The organism is uncultured Williamsia sp. (assembly GCF_947494875.1).
In the GTDB taxonomy this organism is placed as follows: domain Bacteria; phylum Actinomycetota; class Actinomycetes; order Mycobacteriales; family Mycobacteriaceae; genus Williamsia_A.
Genome location: NZ_CANLWM010000001.1, coordinates 422,982 through 439,864 on the forward strand (window position 1 = coordinate 422,982; position 16,883 = coordinate 439,864).

The 16,883-nt window shown below is 70.4% G+C and carries 16 protein-coding genes; 10 read left to right on the top strand and 6 right to left on the bottom strand.

From position 1 onward, the window contains the following. Positions 1 to 3 precede the first annotated feature (3 nt). From Q1A98_RS02190 to Q1A98_RS02205, 4 genes are read left to right on the top strand one after another with little or no spacing between them, the layout of a single operon-like run. Entirely contained in the window at positions 4 to 1,407 is a 1,404-nt protein-coding gene (locus Q1A98_RS02190; protein ID WP_299569534.1) for an allophanate hydrolase, read from the top strand. Next, positions 1,404 to 2,108 carry an isochorismatase family cysteine hydrolase gene (locus Q1A98_RS02195; RefSeq protein ID WP_299569535.1) on the top strand — a complete coding sequence of 235 codons (705 nt, stop codon included), beginning with the start codon at positions 1,404 to 1,406 and terminating at the stop codon, positions 2,106 to 2,108. The genes Q1A98_RS02190 and Q1A98_RS02195 overlap by 4 nt, the downstream gene beginning before the upstream one ends. After that, positions 2,105 to 3,700 carry a regulator gene (locus Q1A98_RS02200; RefSeq protein WP_299569536.1) on the top strand — a complete coding sequence of 532 codons (1,596 nt, stop codon included), beginning with the start codon at positions 2,105 to 2,107 and terminating at the stop codon, positions 3,698 to 3,700. The genes Q1A98_RS02195 and Q1A98_RS02200 overlap by 4 nt, the downstream gene beginning before the upstream one ends. 45 nt (positions 3,701 to 3,745) lie before the next feature. Further along, a complete protein-coding gene (locus tag Q1A98_RS02205; protein WP_299569537.1) occupies positions 3,746 to 5,242 on the top strand; it encodes an amidase in 1,497 nt (498 codons plus the stop codon). A 3-nt stretch (positions 5,243 to 5,245) separates the two neighbouring features. On the opposite strand, the gene Q1A98_RS02210 is transcribed toward Q1A98_RS02205, so the two are convergent. Beyond that, entirely contained in the window at positions 5,246 to 5,743 is a 498-nt protein-coding gene (locus Q1A98_RS02210; protein WP_299569538.1) for a DUF427 domain-containing protein, read from the bottom strand. A 140-nt stretch (positions 5,744 to 5,883) separates the two neighbouring features. Here Q1A98_RS02210 and proP point away from each other — a divergent pair, with 140 nt between their 5' ends. Next, on the top strand, positions 5,884 to 7,296 hold the full coding sequence (gene proP / locus Q1A98_RS02215) for a glycine betaine/L-proline transporter ProP (protein WP_366943344.1): 1,413 nt from the start codon (positions 5,884 to 5,886) through the stop codon (positions 7,294 to 7,296). Positions 7,297 to 7,299: 3 nt separating this feature from the next. Here proP and Q1A98_RS02220 read toward each other — a convergent pair whose 3' ends face one another. Both Q1A98_RS02220 and Q1A98_RS02225 read right to left on the bottom strand, forming a co-directional pair. Next, positions 7,300 to 7,797, bottom strand: a complete 498-nt coding sequence (locus tag Q1A98_RS02220; RefSeq protein WP_299569540.1) for an SRPBCC family protein — start codon at positions 7,795 to 7,797, stop codon at positions 7,300 to 7,302. A gap of 9 nt (positions 7,798 to 7,806) precedes the next feature. Continuing rightward, positions 7,807 to 8,757: a hypothetical protein gene (locus Q1A98_RS02225; protein WP_299570492.1), complete on the bottom strand. Its 951-nt coding sequence runs from the start codon at positions 8,755 to 8,757 to the stop codon at positions 7,807 to 7,809. Positions 8,758 to 9,010: 253 nt separating this feature from the next. Here Q1A98_RS02225 and Q1A98_RS02230 point away from each other — a divergent pair, with 253 nt between their 5' ends. The 5 genes from Q1A98_RS02230 to lon all read left to right on the top strand — a co-directional run bounded on the left by Q1A98_RS02230 (position 9,011) and on the right by lon (position 14,779). After that, entirely contained in the window at positions 9,011 to 9,553 is a 543-nt protein-coding gene (locus Q1A98_RS02230) for a TetR family transcriptional regulator (protein WP_299569541.1), read from the top strand. Positions 9,554 to 9,718: 165 nt separating this feature from the next. Continuing rightward, entirely contained in the window at positions 9,719 to 10,951 is a 1,233-nt protein-coding gene (locus Q1A98_RS02235; protein WP_299569542.1) for a hypothetical protein, read from the top strand. Positions 10,952 to 10,960: 9 nt separating this feature from the next. Beyond that, entirely contained in the window at positions 10,961 to 11,509 is a 549-nt protein-coding gene (locus Q1A98_RS02240; protein WP_299569543.1) for a hypothetical protein, read from the top strand. Further along, a complete protein-coding gene (locus tag Q1A98_RS02245) occupies positions 11,506 to 12,249 on the top strand; it encodes a hypothetical protein (RefSeq protein WP_299569544.1) in 744 nt (247 codons plus the stop codon). The genes Q1A98_RS02240 and Q1A98_RS02245 overlap by 4 nt, the downstream gene beginning before the upstream one ends. 211 nt (positions 12,250 to 12,460) lie before the next feature. Further along, positions 12,461 to 14,779: an endopeptidase La gene (lon, locus tag Q1A98_RS02250; RefSeq protein WP_299569545.1), complete on the top strand. Its 2,319-nt coding sequence runs from the start codon at positions 12,461 to 12,463 to the stop codon at positions 14,777 to 14,779. Between the two features lie 8 nt (positions 14,780 to 14,787). Here lon and Q1A98_RS02255 read toward each other — a convergent pair whose 3' ends face one another. The 3 genes from Q1A98_RS02255 to Q1A98_RS02265 form a co-directional block, all read right to left on the bottom strand. After that, positions 14,788 to 15,414 (bottom strand): cation transporter, encoded by a 627-nt coding sequence (locus Q1A98_RS02255; RefSeq protein WP_299569546.1) that lies wholly within the window; start codon positions 15,412 to 15,414, stop codon positions 14,788 to 14,790. After that, positions 15,414 to 15,749, bottom strand: a complete 336-nt coding sequence (locus Q1A98_RS02260) for a metalloregulator ArsR/SmtB family transcription factor (protein ID WP_299569547.1) — start codon at positions 15,747 to 15,749, stop codon at positions 15,414 to 15,416. The genes Q1A98_RS02255 and Q1A98_RS02260 overlap by 1 nt, the downstream gene beginning before the upstream one ends. Positions 15,750 to 15,813: 64 nt before the next feature. Further along, positions 15,814 to 16,689, bottom strand: coding sequence for a hypothetical protein (locus Q1A98_RS02265; RefSeq protein ID WP_299569549.1), 876 nt, complete (start codon positions 16,687 to 16,689; stop codon positions 15,814 to 15,816). Positions 16,690 to 16,883: the final 194 nt, after the last annotated feature.

The following is a 16,883-nucleotide window of genomic DNA, read 5'->3' on the forward strand; positions in this document are numbered from 1 at the left end:
CACATGCGGATACGGAACCAGCAGGTCAGCGGGCCGACACTCGGCCCCTCGTGTGCGGAGATCGTCGCCGACCACCGGTCGGGGACCGTGTCACCGACCGTCACCGCGGCCCGAGTCGCCGACGCGATCGCCGAGGCGGGTGACGACGGCACCTGGCTTTACACCGTCCCGGCCGACGACCTGATCGCCGCCGCCGCGGCACTCGAACAGCGCGCGGACCGCGACACCCTGCCCCTCTACGGTGTGCCGTTCGGCGTGAAGGACAGCATCGACGTGGCGGGCGTCCCCACGACGCTGTCATGCCCCGACTACGCGTACACGGCCTCCACCACCGCACCGGCCGTGCAGCGACTGCTCGACGCCGGGGCGCTGTTCGTCGGCAAGACGAACCTCGACCAGTTCGCCACCGGGTTGAACGGCACACGAACCCCCTACACGGTGCCGCGCAGCGTCTACGGCGACGACCTCATCAGCGGCGGCTCGAGCTCGGGATCCGCGCGAGCCGTGGCCCTGGGGCAGGTTCCGTTCGCCGTCGCGACCGACACCGCCGGTTCGGGTCGGGTACCCGCGGCGCTGAACGGCGTGATCGGGCTCAAGCCGTCACGCGGGCTCATCAGCACGGTCGGACTGGTGCCCGCATGCCGGTCGCTGGACTGCATCACCGTGATGGCCCGCTCCGTCGACGACGCGGACCGCGCGTTCGACGTCATGACCGGCCGCGACGACCGCGATCCCTGGTCCCGCGACCCGGGCGCCCATTTCGACGGTCACCCCATACGAGTCGGGCTACCCCCCGACGGCGACCTGTCGTTCTTCAGCGACGACGCCGTCGCCGCCGTGCACGCCGCGGTCCGTGACCGCATCCGCGCGACCGACGACACGACCCCGATGTCCCTCGCCCCGTTCCTGGCCGCGGGCGAACTGCTCTACCAGGGCCCCTGGGTCGCCGAGCGTCTCGTCGTGTTCGGCGACTTCCTCGCCGACCATCCCGACTCCATCCATCCCGTCGTCCGCGACATCCTGCGCAGCGGAGCAAAGTACACGGCGGTCGACGCGTTCGCCGCGCTCGCGCGACTCCAGGAGCTGCGCGCCGAGGTCGGCCGACTCTTCGCCGACGTCGACATCCTCGTCGTCCCGACCATCGGCACCACGTTCACCGTCGACGAGGTCCTCGCGCAGCCGATCGAGTGCAACACGGTCCTGGGGCACTACACCCACTTCGGCAACCTGCTCGACCTGATGGGTGTCGCGATCCCCGCGGGCGAGACCGCCGACGGACGACCCACGGGGATCACGGTTCTCGCACCTGCCGGTCGCGACGATCTGGCCCTGCACTGGGCGGCCCGCTTCCTCGGACAGACCCGCGACCACGTCGACTCCCGCACCGCCGCGATGGTCGCGGGGTGAGCGTCGTCGTCGGTTCCGCCGCGCCCGGTCCGTACTCGTTCGATCCCTCCACGACGGCACTCGTGCTCATCGACATGCAGCGGGACTTCCTGCTGCCCGGCGGGTTCGGTGAGACGCTCGGCAACGACGTCTCGCTCCTCGCCGATGTGGTGCCACCCTTGCAGCGGTTGCTCGCGGCGGCGCGGGCAGCGGGGATGACCGTCATCCACACCCGGGAGGGGCACCGGCCCGACCTGTCGGACTGCCCGCCCGCCAAGCTGTCCCGCGGCCGGCCGTCGATGCGGATCGGCGACGTGGGCGCCTACGGCCGGATCCTGGTCCGCGGTGAGTACGGCCACGACTTCATCGACGAGTTGACCCCCGCGCCCGGTGAATTCGTCGTCGACAAGCCCGGCAAGGGTGCGTTCTACGGCACCGGATTCGGCGACATCCTCACCGACGCCGGGATCACACACCTCCTGGTGACCGGGGTGACCACGGAGGTGTGCGTCCACACGACCACGCGCGAGGCCAACGACCGCGGCTACGAGTGTCTCGTCGTGTCCGACTGCTGCGGCTCGTACTTCCCCGAATTCCACCGTGTCGCACTGGAGATGGTCGCCGCGCAAGGCGGCATCTTCGGGTGGGTCGCGGAGTCGTCCGACGTGATCGACGCCCTGTCGCTCACCCCGCAACCCACCGAGGCCAGGAGCCAGACATGACCGCCGACACCACGACACCCGACACCGACGCGACGCCACCGAGTTCCGGGCCGTCCCGGCTCCCGTGGTGGACCCGCGGGGACACCAACGCGTTCTTCGGGCTCGGGTTCAACATCCTCGTCAACGTCCTCACGCTGACGGGCTTGATGATCGGCGTGATCAAGCTGCCGTCGTCGGACGTCCTCGGGACGGTGTTGCCCGCGTTGGGGGTGGCCCTGATCCTCGGCAACGTCTACTACACCGTGCTCGCCCGCCGACTGGCCGCGCGGGAGAACCGGTCCGACGTCACCGCGCTGCCCTACGGGCCCAGCGTGCCGCACATGTTCATCGTCGTGTTCGTCGTCATGCTGCCGGTCTACCTGTCGACGAAGGACCCCGTGCAGGCGTGGCAGGCCGGTGTCGCGTGGGCGTTCATGATCGGCGTCATCGTGATGATCGGCGCGTTCGTCGGACCGCACATCCGTCGTCTCACCCCCCGTGCCGCGATGCTGGGGACCCTCGCGGGCATCTCGATCACCTTCATCGCCATGCGGCCCGCGGCGCAGATGTGGGATGCGGCGTGGATCGGTCTGCCGGTCCTCGCCATCATCGTCATCGGCTTCTTCACCGACGTCCGCCTGCCCGGCAACATCCCGGTCGGACTCGCCGCGCTGCTCGTCGGCAGCGCGATCGACTGGATCGGCGGCTACATGTCGGCACCCGATGTGTCGCAGGCGATCTCGGACGTCTCCATCGGCCTGCCCGACCAACGGTTCGACATGCTCTTCTCGGGCCTGGGACACCTTGCACCGCTGCTGGGGACCGCGATCCCCCTCGGCGTCTACAACTTCACCGAGGCGATGAGCAACGTCGAGAGCGCGTCGGCGGCCGGCGACAGCTACAACCTGCGGAGCGTCCTGCTCGCGGACGGCGCCGGGGCGGTCGTGGGGTCCGCCTTCGGGTCGCCGTTCCCGCCCGCGGTCTACATCGGACACCCGGGATGGAAGGACGCCGGCGGCCGCACGGGGTACTCCCTCGGCAGCGGCGTCGTGATCGGACTCCTCTGCTTCCTCGGGTTGTTCGGGGTCCTGGACGCCCTGCTGCCGGTGCCGGCGATCGTGCCGATCCTGCTCTACATCGGACTGCTCATCGGCGCCCAGGCATTCCAGGCCGTGCCGCGCCTGCATGCGGTCGCCGTCGTCGCGGCCATCCTGCCCAACCTCGCCCAATGGGCGTCGGGACTCATGGACAACGCGCTGAGCGCCGCGGGCACCACCGCCGACAAGGTCGGCGAGACCGCGCTCGGCAACGCCGGCGTCGTCTACGACGGACTGCGCACGCTCGGCGAGGGTGCCGTCCTCGTCGGGCTCATCCTCGGCACCATGGTCACCTTCGTGCTCGAGAAGAAGTTCCTCTATGCGGCCATCGCGTCGGTGGTCGGCGCGGTCCTGTCCTTCATCGGTCTCATCCACGCCCCCGAGGTCGCCTGGGCGGCGAATCCCCAGGTCGCACTGGGCTATCTGTTCTTCGGCGTCGTGTGTGTCCTGTACTGGTTCCTGCCCGGCGCCCGCGAGAAGGTGGAGGTCGACGAGAGCGACGTCATCGACGCGTGAGGGCGTAACCTCACCCTCAACAGTCGTTGACGGGAGGCGCGGTCGGTGGACCAGGACGACTACCTCGCGCTCGACGCGACCGCGATGGCCGCCGCGGTCCGACGCGGTGAGGTGAGCGCGAGCGACCTGCTCGAGGCCGCCATCGCCCGCGCCGACGCCGTCGACCCGCACATCCACGCGATCACCCGACGCCTCGACGACGACGCCCGCCGACGCGCCCGGGGCCCACTCGCCGGTCCGCTCGCCGGCGTGCCGTTCCTGCTGAAGGACCTCTTCCAGGCGCAGGAGGGCGTCGTCGAGACGGCCGGTTCCCGCTCGTGCGCCGGCGCGGTCGCGCCGCAGACGGACACCGTCGTCGCGCGGTGGCTCGACGCCGGGGCGGTGGTGTTCGGACGGACCAACGTCCCCGAGTTCGGCATCAAGGGCACCACGGAACCCGAGCTGTTCGGCCCCACCCACAACCCGTCGGATCTCACCCGCTCACCCGGTGGATCGTCCGGCGGCTCCGCGGCCGCCGTCGCCGCGGGGATCGTCCCGGTGGCCGGTGCGAACGACGGTGGGGGTTCCATCCGCATCCCGGCCGCGTGCTGCGGGGTGTTCGGACTCAAGCCGGGCCGCGGCGTCGTGCCGACCGGACCGGGTCAGGGCGAGTTCTTCCACGGAGGCGCGGTGACCGGCGTCGTGTCGCGGACCGTCCGCGACAGCGCGGCGTTCCTCGACGTCATCCGTGGCACGGACCCCGTGGCGCCGCCGTATCCCTTCGCGTCCCCACCGCGCAGTTACACGACTGCTGCACAGCAGGATCCACCGACGCTGCGGATCGGTCTGCAGCTCGAGTCGCCCCTCGCCGACGGCGTCGACCCCGAGGTGGTCGCCGCGGTCCGCGCGACGGCAGACCTGCTGACCGAGATGGGTCACACCGTCACCGAGGCGCGCCCCGCCATCGACGAGCAGGAGCTCGCCGAGGACTTCCTGGTGCCCTGGTTCGTCCACGTCGCCGCGACCGTCGACGAACTGCGCGAGCACGGTGCTCGCACCGACGAGTTCGAACTCGACACCCGGGTGCTCGCCGCACTCGGTCGCGCCACCAGCGGCGTCGCGTACGAGCGGTCCCTGATGCGGTGGCACACCCACGTGCGGGCACTCAGCGACTTCCACCGGCACCACGATCTGCTGCTCACACCCACCACCGCGACGACCGCCCCGCCGCTCGGGGCGCACGCGACGTCGGCGGTGGAGCGGATCGCCGCGCACGTCGCCCTGCGGGCCGGCCTGGGACGGCTCATCGCGTGGACCGGTGCGGCGCAGGCCGGCGTGCTGCGCAATCTCCGCTGGGTCCCGTTCACGCAGCTGGCCAACATCACCGGCCGACCGGCCGTCAGCCTCCCGCTGCACCAGTCGCGGGTGGGCCTGCCCATCGGCGTGCAGTTCGTCGCCCCGCCGGGCGGCGAGGGGCTGCTGTTCTCCCTGTCGGCGCGCCTGGAGGAGGCGCTGCCGTGGGCCGGTCGTCGGCCCCGGATGCCCCCGACACAGATCAGCTGAGGGCTACCAGCCCATCGACCCGGGGATCCCCTTGAACGGCCCCACGACCTTGCTGGTCACCCAGCCGCCGTAGAAGTTCCCCGGCTGCGGCACGACGGTCTCGCCGTTGACGGTCGCGCGGTCGACGAGCGCGGGCATCACGGCGATCGCACCCGCGAGGTCGGTGAACCCCGGCGTCGGGTTCGGGTAGGTCCACGCCGCGCGGTGCGCCGCGACCTCGGGTGTCACGAGGTCGAAGTACGCGGCCTCGCCCTTCCACTCACACCAGGACGCGCCCTGCGTCGGCCGCAACGCGCCGTCGACGAACGCGTCGGCCGGTATGTAGTACGTCGGTGGGTGACTCGTCTCGAGGACCCGCCACCCGCGGGTGGCCGAAGCGATGGTCTGCCCACCGAGCTCGATGGTGATGGAACCCGCGAAGGTCTCCAGCCGAGGTGGGCGCGGGTAGTCCCACACCGATTCCTGACCGGGACCGGGCTTCTCCGGGATCGGACGTCGCATAGCCCCAGGGTACGGGCGACGCATGCGTGCGCCAGGACGTTCCGTAGGCTCGCGAAGTGAGTACCGAGATCGACAACCGCCCCGGCGAGTGGGAAGTGGAGACACTGCGACGGTCCCGCTGGGACTCTCTCCGTCGACTCATGCGCGCGAAACCTCCCCTGACCCGAGAGTCGATCACCGTCGTCGACCAGCCGATGCTCAAGCGCGCGGTGACCGCGGCGGCCCTGGGCAACACCATGGAGTGGTTCGACTTCGGCGTCTACGGATACCTCGCCGCCACACTGGGCAAGGTCTTCTACCCCTCCGCGTCGAGCAGCGCGCAGCTGCTCGCGACGTTCGCCACCTTCGCGGCGGCGTTCATCGTGCGACCGCTCGGCGGGCTGTTCTTCGGACCCCTGGGTGATCGGATCGGCCGCCAGAAGGTCCTCGCAGCCACGATGATCATGATGTCGATCGGCACGTTCGCGGTCGGACTCATCCCGAGCTACGGATCCATCGGCATCTGGGCACCCATCCTGCTGTTGGTCGCGCGCATGGTCCAGGGCTTCTCGACCGGCGGCGAGTACGGCGGCGCGACGACGTTCATCGCCGAGTACTCCCCCGACCGCCGACGCGGGTTCCTCGGCAGCTGGCTCGATTTCGGCACGTTCATCGGCTACTCGATGGGCTCCCTGCTGGTGACCGTCCTCAACGCCGGCCTGGGTGAAGCGACCATGACCGACTGGGGCTGGCGGATCCCGTTCTTCATCGCGGGACCGATGGGGATCATCGGGCTCTACCTGCGGCTCAAACTGGAGGACACACCCGCCTTCCGTGCACAACTCGACGAGCACGACGCCAAGGTCAAGGAGACGCAGACCGCGGGCCGCAACATCCGCACCGTCGTCGTCGATCACTGGCGGGCCCTGCTGATCTGCATCGGGCTCGTCGTCCTCTACAACGTCACGAACTACATGGTCACCGCGTACCTGCCGACGTACTTCACCGACGTGATCGGGCGCAGCCAGCTCAGCGCCGACCTGCTGGTGCTGCTCGCGATGGTCGTGGTGGTCGCGCTGATCGTGCTGATCGGGCGACTGACCGACCACATCGGTCGTCGACCCGTGTTCGCCGCCGCGGCGATCGGTCAGATCGTCCTCGCGGTGCCGGCGTTCTGGTTGCTCGACCAGAAACCGTTGTGGGCGCCGATCATCGCCTGCATCGTGCTCGGAGTGCTGCTGGCCGGATTCGCCGCCCCGACCGCCGCGACGCTGCCCGCGCTGTTCCCGACCGTGGTCCGCTACGGCGCCCTGTCGATCGGGTTCAACGTCGCCGTGTCGGCGTTCGGTGGGACGACCCCGCTGGTCACCTCCGCGCTGGTGACCGCCTCCGGCAACCATCTGATGCCGGGCTTCTACCTCATCGCGAGCGGCGTGGTGGGCCTGATCGCCGTGTTGTTCCTCCGCGAGACGGCCACCGCACCGTTGGCCGGGTCACCACCGCAGGTCGACGACGCCGACGAGGCCACCCGTCTCTACGCCGAGGCGAAAGAGGCTGTCGCAGAACGCGCGTGACCGTCAGCGAGCGGTTGCCTGCGGGTATCCCCGGTGCACGGTCCGGGCGAGGATGCCCAGTGTCGCCCGCAGGGACTCGGGGTTGATCACCGGGAACGCGAGCCTGTCGCGGTAATCGGGATGGATGTCGGACCAGTCGAGATACGAGGTGACCTGCGTGGCGTCGCCGTCGGGGTCGAGTCGATAGCCGTAGACGTGACCCACGGGCGGGCGCAGGACCCCGTCGATGGTCCAGGCGATCTCGCGGTCCGGGACGAACGTCGTGATGACGACGGTCACGTCGTACTCGCCCATCGGTCGGTCGCCGAGCGACTCGCGGTCCATGTGCACGACGAAGGTGTCACCCGAGGCCGTGACGCGCTCTCCGTCGGCCGCCATGAGCATCCCCGACGAGTCGATCGCGACGTGGCCCTGCGGATCGGTCAGCACGGCGAAGACGTCGGCGGGCGACGCGTCGATCCGTCGTCGTGACTCCAGTCGGGTCGGCTCGTCGTCGCTCATGCGGCGAGACTACGACGTCCTGCCTCCGGAGAACTCGCGGTAGAGCTCCGGGAGGAACCGCGACAGATGGTTCATCTCCTGACCACAGTGCATCAGCAGGTTCCGGGCGACATCGACGCCGAGGAAGAGGTCGCCCGGGTCGACGGCGGGTCCACGACCGATGGCACACGCCGCCTGTCCGAGATCGGGCACGTGCAGACCGCGGATGTTCAGGTAGAACCGGCTGCGCATCTCGACCCCGCCCGACACGGGTCGCACCTGGTGGGCCAGCCAACCCAGATCGACCGGGGCGATGGAACTCCCGACTCGACCCACGATGATGGTGTGCCCGTCGGGCACCGTCAGGCCGATGCTGCGCGGATCGCGGAAAGCGATGCCGAGCTGCTGCAGCTTCGGACCGATGTACTCGTCGACGTAGCTGATGTTGCCGACGTACCGGGCGCGGTCCGGGATGGGCGCGGACGTCTTGTCGACCTTGAGGGACGCGTATTCGTGGGCGTCGGGGTGCCAGAGCTTGTACTTGGCGGACTCGTTCGAGTGCCACCCGAACCACCAGTCCCACATCGCGGCCGTGTTGCGCGGCATCGACGTCAACGCCGCGATGAACAACACGCCGTCGGACCGCTGCCCGTAGCCGAACTCGATCGGCGAGTACCCCGAGGGCTTCAGGTCGGCGGCGATCTGCTCGAACGGGGGGATGGAGCCGGCGGGCAGCGCCGGCCCGGCGAAGGCGTCCGCGACACCCTGCTGCGGCGGGTCGGTGTGCGTCGTGAAGTACTTGGCGTACGGCTTCGCGTAGTCCTCCGCGCGGTAGCCCTGGTATCGCACGGTGCACTCGCCACCCACGGCACTCCCTGTCTCGGTCGGCGCGGCCCCTGCGGGCGCCGTCCCGGCCACCACCCCTCCGGCGATGGCCCCCACTGCCGTGCCCGCGGTCGCCAGGAACTGCCGCCTCCCCATGCTCAACACCAGTTGAGTATAGAGCGGCATGTTGCGGCGGCGCCAGATCGTTCGAACGGGGTTGGACATCCTCCAACGCGGACCGGTGGACTACCGTGTCCTCACCAACAGCTGTCCAGACCGCGTCGGGGGTCGGTCGTCGTCACGGGAGGATTGACCCATCGACGCCTCATCCGCCACCTCTGGGCGCTCCTCGGATGCCGGAACCGGCACCTCGTCGACCACTCCGGGTTCGACGCGCCGCGACGCGATCATGGCCGCCGCGGTGGTCGTCCTCGCCGAGCGGGGCCCCCGCGGGTTCACCCATCGCGCCGTCGACGCGCAGGCAGGTCTGGGTCAGGGCGCGGTCAACTACCACGCCCCGTCGCGGTCGAAGTTGTTGTCGCTGGCTCTCGAGGAGATCTTCCGTCGTGATCTCGAGACCGTCGTGCGCCACTTCGCCCTCGACGACTGGAAGCCCCGGACCGTCGTCACCGCGCTCACCGGGTTCGTGCGCGAGATGACCTCCGGCGAGAACCGGTTCCGGGTCATCGCCCGCCATCACATGCGCGGCGAGTCCGTCACCAATCCCGAGGTCAAAGCGGCTTTCGACGAGCAGCAGGCGCAGTTCGTGAAGGCCGTGACCGACGGGTTCGCGAAGGCGGGCAATCCCATCGGCTCCGCCCGGGCGGAGCTGTTCCGTATCGCCGTCGACGGCTTGATGACGCGGCAGGTCATCTTCGGGTCGACCCCCCTGCCCGACGACGTCGTCGACGAGATCGCGTGGCTGATCGTGGACCCGTCCCGATCCGCCTGACCGTTGTCCACAGCCCCCGTTTGTACCGTGCATACGTACGTGATTAACTCTGCTCAACATTCCGTCTGGGGGTAGCGGACTGCTCGGGGTCGCCGTGTGTGGCCCCGGCTGCGCGCCGGACCGATCATGAGGAGATTGACCGTGCCACAGCGTCATTCGCAGAGGATGACCCGTACCACCGCGGGGGTCGTGCTCGCCGCGGCCCTGGCCTCGGCCGCGGCCGGGCAGGCAATCGCCGCCCCCGCCCCGGGTACGGCACCGCCGAGCAACGAGATGGCACCGGGGACCGCACCGGAGTCCGCTCCGGGCACGGCACCGGGCACCGCCCCGGCGACGCCGACTCCGCAGCCCCCGCCTCCACCGGCGCGGAACAGCATCATCCCGGCGCCCACCTACGACGCGCCGGTCATCTACGAGGACTCCCCCGGCTACACCCCGCCGGTGTACTCGGGCACATACAACCCGATCCCGCCGCAGATCACCGCCCCGCGCCGCGTCGCGCCGGTGAACCCGATCCTCCCGCGGCCGGGCACCATCAAGCTCGGCAACTTCCGCGCACCCCAGCCCGGGTGGCTGTCGGACGCGGACGCCCGCAACCTCAACGGCCAGGCCGCCACCATCGAGGCCCGCGTCGCCACCTACTACGAGTCCATCGGCTTCCCGAAGGACCAGGCCGCCCGCACCGCGGCCTCCACCACCCTCGGCATCCTCGTCGGAGGTGCGACGGGTGCTGCCATCGGCGCGGTTCCGGGTGCGATCATCGGCCTTCCCGTTGGTGCCGGCGTCGGCGCCATCACCGGGTTGATCACCGGTGCCACTCTCGGCGCGGTGGGAGGCACCGTCGTTGCGCCCGGTCCGGGTTCCGCAGCGGGCGCTGCGGCCCTTGCCGGCCCGGGCGCCGGGATCGGTGCTCTGGTCGGCCTCGGCGTCGGCCCCGTTGTCGGAGGCCTCGGCGGCGCCGCACTGGGGGGTCTCATCGGCGGTGGCATCGGCGGCGCGATCGGTTATGCGGTCGGTGCGGGTGACCCGGGCGGCAACCCGAACGCCCCGATCGGTGGCGCGACGAACGAGGACCCGCGCAAGTCGAAGCCGGCTCCGCCGAACCCGGACGCGAACCAGTACGAGCTGCACGGCCGAGGCATCGACTACGTCGTTGCCAAGAACGGTGACGTCTCGGGCTCGGTGAAGCTCGGCGCCGCGAACATTCCGATCTCGATCGACCACGATGCGGCCGACGCGCCGTACAAGGCGGCGGGTGTGTTCGCGCAGACCGCCAGGGACTCCGTCACCGCCGCAGTCGTCAACTTCGGCAAGGAGGCGCAGAAGGCGTTCCCGGGCCTGAAGATCGACTACCCGCAGTACGCGTCCACCTCCGTCGGGGGCAAGCACCGCAAGTAACCTCGCAGCGTGTCGAGCGTCCAGATCATCGGGCCACCCTCTCGCCGTCGGGCGAGGTCGGGTGGCCTGATGGCGTTCGGGCTCCTCGCCGTGGTCGCCGTCTCGGCGTGCGGGGGACCGCCCGCCCCGGACTACGCGACCGCACCGGTGGGGTCCGTGTCGATCGCCGCCCTGCCGGCCGAGACACCCATCCCGTGCGACCCGTCGACGGCTGCACCGGGCGAGACGGTGACCCGCGGTCCCGGTGACTACCAGTCGGCGCTGGGGGTGGTGGCTGATTACCACTGGTCGATCATCACCGCCCGCGACGCCGCCCGCGCCAAGCGCGCGATCCGGGAGAACCAGACGATGGGCACGGATCCTCTGATCAACGCCGCGCTGACCGGCTTCCCCGTCGGGAGCACCTATTGCCTGCGGATGCGGCAGACCGCGCCGGGCACCGTCCTGCTGACGCTGACCACCCGCCCGCCGGGCGGGGGCACCACCAGCTACCCGCTGCGCGCCACCGTCGACGGGCAACCGGGTGACATGAAGATCCGCGGCGAGGTGTCCCAGTGAGCGATGGACCCGACCGTCCGGACGAACCCGACGACGCGTCCGGCGAGCCGGACCGCCCTGAGCCGCCTCGGGCGTCGTTGCCCGAGCCGCCGTGGTTCGCCATGCGCGAACCGGAACCGCCACGCGGATCGCCGGAGGCGCCGCCGCTCGCGGCCACGGAGTACCGCTCACCCGAGTCGTGGTCCGCGGGACTCGAGCAGCTGGCCGTCGCCGGACAGCAGCGCGCCCGCACCGGGCGTCGCCGTCGCCCGACGCGGCTCGTCGTCGCGGCCGTCGTGCTCGTGGTGATCGGGGTCGCGGCCGGTGTCACGGTGTTCTTCAGCTCGAGCGGGGACTCGACCACCGGGCGGGCGCGGGTCCCGTTCTGTGACCCCGGCACCCAGGGCGCGACCACCACCGTCGCCGAGGGCCAGGACCCCACTACCCCCGTCGGGGCGGTCGCGGCGTTCCTGAAGGCCGCGGTCACCGATCGCTCCGTCGCCGGGGCCCGCGCCGCGATGTCGACCGGCGCGGTCACCCCCTCCACCGATGACCTCCAGCGGTGGATCTCCGCGTTGCCGCCCTCGACCGACGGGTGGTGCGCGAGCGTGACGACCACCGAGTCCACCGCACGCCTGCTCGTCGACGTCCGCATCCGCACCGCCGACGGTGTCGGGACCGTCGCCCGACAGGACGCCGTGTACGTGTCCTCCCCCACGCCTGATCGCTGGACGATCGATGCCATCGTGGGCGCCACCTAGGATTTGCTGCGACAGATCAGCCCGATATCATTACTCTGAGTAACGGCCACTCCCCCTTGTGGTCCACCGGTGGCCCCCGCGTTCCCCACTCCGGGGGCCACCACCGGACCCACGATTCCCGCGATTTCGCTGTGGACGAACACCGGGGTTGAGCGGGAACACCTCAAGTCGTGCTCCAGTTGAGCCGTTCATGCTCAACACTGGAGGAACCATGAGCGAACGTCTCCCCGTCCTGTTCCTGACCGACCCGATCGTCCTGCCCGGGATGGTCGTCCCCCTCGAGTTGGACGACGCCGCACGCGCCGCGGTCGACGCCGCGCAGGCGGCCGGCGGCTCGAACAAACTCCTCGTCGCGCCCCGCCTCGAGGACCGCTACCCGTCCCACGGCGTCGTCGCGTCGATCGTGCAGGTCGGACGCCTGGCGAGCGGCGAACCCGCTGCCGTCGTGAAGGGCGAGTCCCGCGCCCACATCGGCTCCGGGACCACCGGCCCCGGTGCTGCGCTGTGGGTCGAGGTCGACCTCGTCGAGGAGGGACCCGTCACCGCCGAGACCCGCGAGCTCGCAGCCGAGTACAAGAAGCTCGTGCTGGCGATCCTGCAGCGTCGCGAGGCCTGGCAGGTCATCGACTCGGTCAACCGCCTGACTGAGCCGTCGGCCCTCGCCGACACGGCCGGCTACGCGTCGTACCTGTCCGACGTGCAGAAGCGTCAGCTGCTGGAGACGCCCGACGTCGCCGACCGGCTGCGCTCCCTCATCGGATGGACGACCGACCACCTCGCCGAGGTGGAGGTCAACGACAAGATCGCCGACGACGTCCGTGACGGGATGGAGAAGCAGCAGAAGGAGTTCCTGCTCCGCCAGCAGCTCGCGGCCATCCGCAAGGAGCTCGGCGAGGGTGAGCCCGAGGGCTCGGACGACTACCGCGCCCGCGTCGAGGCGGCCGACCTCCCCGACGCCGTTCGCACCGCGGCGCTGCGCGAGGTCGACAAGCTCGAGCGCGCGAGCGATCAGAGCCCGGAGACCGGCTGGATCCGTACCTGGCTCGACACCGTCCTCGACCTGCCGTGGTCGGTGACGACCACCGACTCGACCGACATCGTCGAGGCACGTCGCATCCTCGACGCCGATCACCACGGGTTGTCGGACGTGAAGGACCGCATCGTCGAGTACCTCGCCGTGCGGGCCCGTCGTGCCGAGCGCGGCCTGCAGGTGGTCGGCGGTCGCGGGTCGGGTGCCGTGTTGGCCCTCGCCGGTCCTCCCGGGGTCGGCAAGACGTCGCTCGGCGAGAGCGTCGCGAAGGCGTTGGGCCGCAACTTCGTCCGTGTCGCGCTCGGCGGCGTCCGCGACGAGGCGGAGATCCGCGGACACCGGCGCACCTACGTCGGCGCCCTGCCCGGCCGCATCGTGCGGGCCATCAACGAGGCCGGTTCGATGAACCCCGTCGTCCTCCTCGACGAGGTCGACAAGGTGGGGTCGGACTTCCGTGGTGACCCCGCCGCGGCCCTGCTCGAGGTGCTCGACCCGGCGCAGAACCACACGTTCCGCGACCACTACCTCGATCTCGACCTCGACCTGTCCGACGTCGTGTTCCTCGCGACCGCCAATGTGGTGGAACAGATCCCGGGTCCGCTGCTGGACCGCATGGAGCTGATCACCATCGACGGGTACACGGAGGACGACAAGGTGGCCATCGCCCGCGACCACCTGCTGCCCCGCCAGCGGGAGCGCGCGGCGCTGACCGAGGACGAGGTCGTCATCACCGACGACGCCCTGCGTGAGATCGCCGCCAACCACACCCGGGAGCCGGGTGTGCGGCAGTTCGAGCGCTTCCTCGCGACGGCGTTGCGCAAGGCCGCGACGCGCCTGGCCGACGGGTCGACGGGGTCGGTGACGGTCGGCGTCGACAACCTGACCGATTTCATCGGCAAGCCGCGCTTCACCCCGGACTCCGACGAGCGGACAGCAGTGCCCGGCGTCGCGACGGGTCTGGCGGTGACCGGCATGGGTGGTGACGTGCTGTACATCGAGGCCACCGCCACCGACGGCAGGCCCGGACTGAACCTGACCGGTCAGCTCGGTGACGTGATGAAGGAGTCGGCGCAGATCGCGCTCTCGTACGTGCGCTCGCACGCGGCGGAGCTCGGCGTCGACCCGGCATCGCTGGAGAAGGGCATCCACGTGCACGTCCCCGCGGGCGCGATTCCCAAGGACGGTCCGTCTGCCGGCGTCACGATGGTCACCGCGTTGGTGTCCATGGCGACCGGTCGCCGGGTCCGCGCGGATGTGGGGATGACCGGCGAGGTCACGCTGAACGGTCGGGTCCTGCCCATCGGTGGGGTGAAGCAGAAGCTGCTCGCCGCCCAGCGGGCCGGGTTGTCGACGGTGTTCGTGCCGCATCGCAACGCACCGGATCTGGACGACGTCCCGGCCGAGGTCCTCGAGGCACTCGACGTGCGTCCGATGACCGACGTCGCCGACATCGTCGCCGTCGCACTGGAGGAGGCGCCGGCGGTCACCGCGGCTGCGTGATCGGTCGGTCACAGCACGCGCGAGTCCCCGCGCCAGGCGTTCATCCCGTCGCGGACCGCGATCGCCGCGATGACGAGTCCGGCGATCGGATCTGCCCACGACCACCCGAACAGGCTGTTGACGACCAGTCCCGCCAGCACGACGGCGGAGAGGTAGGTGCAGAGCAGGGTCTGCTTCGAGTCGGCCACCGCCGACGCCGAGCCCAGCTCGCGGCCGGCCCGGCGCTGTGCGTGGGAGAGCACCGGCATGATCACCAGACTGAGGGCCGTCAGGACGATCCCGACCACCGAGTGCCGGGTATCGGCCGCACCGAGGAGCCCGCGGACGGCATCGACGGTGACATAGGCGGCCAGGGCGAAGAACGACACCGCGATGATGCGCAGCGCGACCTTCTCCCTCGCCTCGGGATCCCGACCGGCGAACTGCCACGCCACCGCGGCGGCAGAGGACACCTCGATCACCGAATCCAGTCCGAAGCCGATGAGCGCCGTCGACGACACACGCGTGCCCTCGACGAGTGCGACGACGGCCTCGATCACGTTGTAGGTGATGGTGATCGCGACGAACCACCGGATCCGCCGCGACAACACCGCCCGCCGGACCGGCGATGCCTCCGTCTCGACACCGGTCGCCATCAGCAGCACCCGTGCGCGTCGGCGTCGGCGTCGGAGCAGCACGCCGGATCGACGGCGAGGACGACGCCGGCCACGTCGTACAGGGCGCGGCCTATTCGGGCGTCGGCCAGCTCGTAGCGCGTACGCCGGCCCTCCGGCGTCGCGACCACAAGGCCACAGCCGCGCAGGCACGCGAGGTGGTTCGACAGGATCTGGCGCGACACCCCGATCTCGACCGCCAGATCCGACGGATAGCCCGGCGCGTCCGCGAGCCGCATCAGGATCTGGGTGCGGGTGGCGTCGGACAGCGCCTGTCCGAGCCGGACCAGGACCTCGTGGCGCACAGCGGTCGTCATGCTCGGTGACGATACAGAACACGCTGTATCGACGGGCCCGGTCGGGAGCGGTGATGACGGGCAGTCAGGCGCCGCAGACGCCGGACATCTGGTCGGCCTCCCTGCACCAGTAGGTCGTCGGCGCATCGGAGAAGACGAGAACGCGCGCTCCCTCTGCGGAGGTCAGCGATCCGATCCAGGTCTCGCCGGCTGAGATGCCACCGGCTCCGTCACCGAAGCGTTGCGTCTCGGTCGTGAACACGAGCCGAAACGACGATTCGGTCGGGCGCCACGTCGCATCCCACGTCGAGCCGTTGGAGGCACCGCTTGCGAGCTTGACCGTTGCGGTTCCGTCGGGCTGCAGATCGATCAGGCGGCCATGTCCCACCCACTCCCCCGTGAAGTCCACGGACGCGGCCGTCGGAGTGGGCATCTGAGCGCTCGTCCCGACCGGCGTGTACCGCCAGACGTAGCCGGAGTCGGAGAAGGTGAAACCCTTGCCGGTTGTCTTGTCGCCGCAGGAGACACCGGCCGTGCTCGTGTTGCAGGCGAATCCGTCGGCGCCGAGTTGCCGTCCGTAGGGCAGCACCGGCGTCTGCTCGAGCGGGAATCGCCAGAAGTCCGCCTGCCCCCGATATGTGAACTGCGCATCGCGGCCCTTCTGGATCCAGATCGCGTTCGGCCGAGATGTCGTCCCCACGGGGTTGGGCACGGCGGCCGGCTCGCCCGGGACCCCGATCGAGGGACCCGTGTTCGTGCTGGGTTGGCACCCGGCGGCAGCGAGCGTCGGCAGGATCGCACAGCGCCATTTGCCGCTCGGGGTGATGAAGTACCACCCACGCGAGCCCTCGGACTCCGCGAGATAGGTGTCTGCCGACACCGACGGGGTAATCGAGGGCGCAGCACTGGCGGTGGGTGACGCCGTCGCGCCACTCGACTGTCCGGCCCCGGTCGTCGTCACCGGTTGAGCCTCGGTCGCGCGCTCGCCACTGTCACCACCGCAAGCTGACAGTGCGGTGATGCCGGCGATCGCGCAGACGAGGCCGGCCACACATCGGACGCGCACTCCGTTTCGAGCCATCTGACGATCGTCGGGTCCCGGTGACGCGCGGTCCATCCTCCGAACGGAGCACAGCGGCGGCCGGACCTACACTG